Genomic DNA, 3,057 nt, shown 5'->3' on the forward strand with positions numbered 1-3,057 from the left:
TGTCGGCGGTCCCGTGTTCGTCGAGGGGATTCAACGACCGGCCGGCCACCGTCATTCCGGGGCCGGGCGACCCACGCCCGGGGGCTGCGCGTCCTACTCGATCGTCCACCAATGTAACGACCCCCGGCCGGCCACGATTCCGCCGTCAGGATGCCCCCGGTCACACCCCGAAACCGGACACCGGGCCTGATAACGGACGCCGCGGCCAGGGGGCCGGGCGGAGATCCACTCGACATCACTGAAACCGGGCCATCGGCTCCACCCGGACAGCCCAACTTCACAGAACCCGAGTTGACCAACAACGACCCCGGGGCGCGAGACCTGACGTGGGGGCGGTCACATAAGATACGGATCGGTTCCGTATCGTTAATCGCCGGTCTACGCTCAGCGCCAGATAACGAGTATGAGCCGTATCGAAAATGGCAGCCGGGGGGCACCGACATGCAACCGACCGAGAACACCGGACACCCGAGGAGGTGGGCGATCCTGGGAGTGCTGGTGATCAGCCTCCTCGTGGTCGTCCTCGACAACACGATCCTCAACGTCGCCCTGCGGACCCTCGCCGACCCGGTGCACGGGCTCGGCGCCACCCAGGCCGAGCTGGAATGGTCGATCAACTCCTACACGCTGGTGTTCGCCGGGTTGCTCTTCACCTTCGGTGTGCTCGGCGACCGGGCCGGGCGCAAGCGGTTCCTGCTGATCGGCCTGGCGCTGTTCGGTCTGGCGTCGCTGCTCTCGGCGTACGCGCAGAGCCCCGCGCAGCTCATCGCCGCCCGCGCGCTGATGGGTGTGGGTGGCGCGGCCATCATGCCGGTGACCCTGTCGATCATCTCCAACGTCTTCGACCCGCGGGAGCGGGGCCGCGCCATCGGCGTGTGGGCCGGCGCGGTCGGCCTGGCGGTGGCGATCGGTCCGGTGCTCGGCGGCGCACTGCTGGAGAACTACTGGTGGGGGTCGGTCTTCCTGATCAACGTGCCGGTGGTTCTGGCCGGCCTGATCCTGGTGACCCTGCTGGTGCCCGAGTCGCGTGACCCGAATCCGGGGCGCGTCGACGTGCCGGGCGTGGTGCTCTCCGTGGTCGGCCTGGTCGCCCTGTCGTACGGCATCATCGACGGCGGCGAGCACGGCTTCGACCGGCCGGCGGTGTGGGGCGCGATCGTGGGCGGCCTGGCGGTGCTGGCCTGGTTCGTCGCCCTGGAGCGGCGCAGCGACCACCCGTCGCTGGACGTACGGCTGTTCCGGGTGCCGCGCTTCGCCGCCCCGGTGGCCGTGGTCGGCCTGGTGTTCTTCGCCGCCATGGGCGTGATGTTCTTCAGCTCGTTCTACCTGCAACTGGTACGCGGCTACAGCCCGCTGGAGACCGGCCTGCTCTTCCTGCCGTTCGCCGCCGCGCAGCTGGTCTTCGCGCCGCGCAGCGCGGCCATGGTCCAGCGGTACGGCGGCAAGGCCGTCTCGACGGTCGGGCTGGTGCTGACCACGGTGGCGCTCGCGGCGTTCGCCGTCGTCGACGAGACCACCCCGATCTGGGTGGTGCTGGTGTTCTTCTTCCTCCAGGGCGCGGGAATGGCCAACATCATGCCCCCCGCCATGGAGTCGATCATGTCGGCGGTGCCCCGGGAGAAGGCCGGCGTCGGTTCGGCGGTCAGCAACACCGTCCGGCAGGTGGCCGGCGCGCTCGGTGTGGCGGTGCTCGGTTCGGTGCTGTCCGCGGTGTACCGCGCCGACGTCGACGGCGCGCTGCGCGACCTGCCCGCCGGGGCGCGCGAGGCGGCGGGCGAGTCGGTCTCCGGGGCGTACGCCGCGGCCGGACAGCTCGGCCCGGCGGGCCCGCAGCTGATCGCGGTGGCCAACGACGCGTTCGTCTCGGCGATGCACACGGCGGCGGTCGTCGCGGCGGTGGTCGCCGGACTCGGCATCCTCGTCGTGCTGCGGTGGATGCCCGGTCGTCCCGCCACCCCGGCGGCCGTCCCCCCGGTGGCCGAACCCGAGTTGGCCGGCACGGCCCAGGGTCGGGGAGAATAGCCGACATGACTTCCACCGCCGACGCTCCTCGGCCGCCCGGCCGGCCGCGGAGCGTCCGCGCGGACGAGGCCATCATCGACGCCACGCTCGACCTGCTCGCCGAGGGCAGCACGGTGGAGGCGATCTCCATCGAGGCCATCGCCGGCCGGGCGGGGGTCGGCAAGGCCACCATCTACCGCCGCTGGCCCGGCAAGGACGCGCTGCTGCGCGACGCCCTGCGTACGCTCAAGGGCACCCCGCCGACGCCGGCCGGCCGGTCGGTCCGCGACGACCTGGTGATGCTGGTCGGCGCGGTCGGCCACCACATCGACCCCCGCGCGGCCCGCATCATGCCCTGCCTGGTGCCGGAGGTGAACCGGAGCCCGGAGCAGTACGAGCTCTACCAGAACATCGTCGAGCCGCGACGACAGTTGATGCGTGACGTGCTGCGGCGTGGGATGCACAGCGGCGAGCTGCGCGCGGACCTCGACGTCGAGCTCGTCATGGCGCTGCTGACCGGCCCGATGCTCCTGCAGCGCATGCTGCGCTGGCACCCCGACCTGGACGAGGCCACCATGCCCGAGAGGGTCGTCGACACCGTCCTCGCCGGGATCCGGGCACCCGACTGAGGCGCGGACCGCCGGTCAGCCCTGCGGCGTCCGCAGGCGGTGCAGGCGCAGCGCCAGCTGCACCTCCAGCGCCCGCTCCGGCTTCTGCCAGTCCGCGCCGAGCAACTGCCCGACCCGCTCCAGCCGCTGGGTGACCGTGTTGACGTGCACGTGCAGCTGCTCCGCCGCCCGGGCCAGGCTGCCACCCACCCCGAAGTACGCCTCCAGCGTCTTGACCAGCGCGGTGCCCCGCCGGGCGTCGTAGTCCACCACCGGACCGACGGTCGCGGTCAGGAACCGGGCCACGTCCCGGTCCCCGCCGTCGCCCACCGCCCCGAGCAGCAGGCCGACGAAGCCCAGCTCGGCGGTGCTCGCGCCCTGCCCGGCCCGACCCAGCGCGCCCAGCGCCGTGAGGCACCGGTCCGCCTCCTGGAACGTCGCGGCCAGC

General features: G+C 72.3%; 3 protein-coding genes. 2 read left to right on the top strand and 1 reads right to left on the bottom strand.

Features of this window, described 5'->3' with window-relative positions; translation table 11 throughout:
- The first annotated feature begins 441 nt into the window (after positions 1 to 441).
- Positions 442 to 2,022 carry an MFS transporter gene (locus AB0I76_RS26170; RefSeq protein WP_357040667.1) on the top strand — a complete coding sequence of 527 codons (1,581 nt, stop codon included), beginning with the start codon at positions 442 to 444 and terminating at the stop codon, positions 2,020 to 2,022.
- Complete coding sequence (locus AB0I76_RS26175; protein ID WP_357040672.1) at positions 2,019 to 2,630, top strand: TetR/AcrR family transcriptional regulator; 612 nt, start codon at positions 2,019 to 2,021, stop codon at positions 2,628 to 2,630. The genes AB0I76_RS26170 and AB0I76_RS26175 overlap by 4 nt, the downstream gene beginning before the upstream one ends.
- A 15-nt stretch (positions 2,631 to 2,645) precedes the next feature.
- Here the strand turns inward: AB0I76_RS26175 and AB0I76_RS26180 are convergent.
- A partial coding sequence (locus AB0I76_RS26180) for a helix-turn-helix domain-containing protein (protein ID WP_357040669.1) occupies positions 2,646 to 3,057 on the bottom strand: 412 nt, incomplete at its 5' end.

The organism is Micromonospora sp. NPDC049799 (genome assembly GCF_040656655.1).
Classification (GTDB): Bacteria; Actinomycetota; Actinomycetes; order Mycobacteriales; family Micromonosporaceae; genus Micromonospora.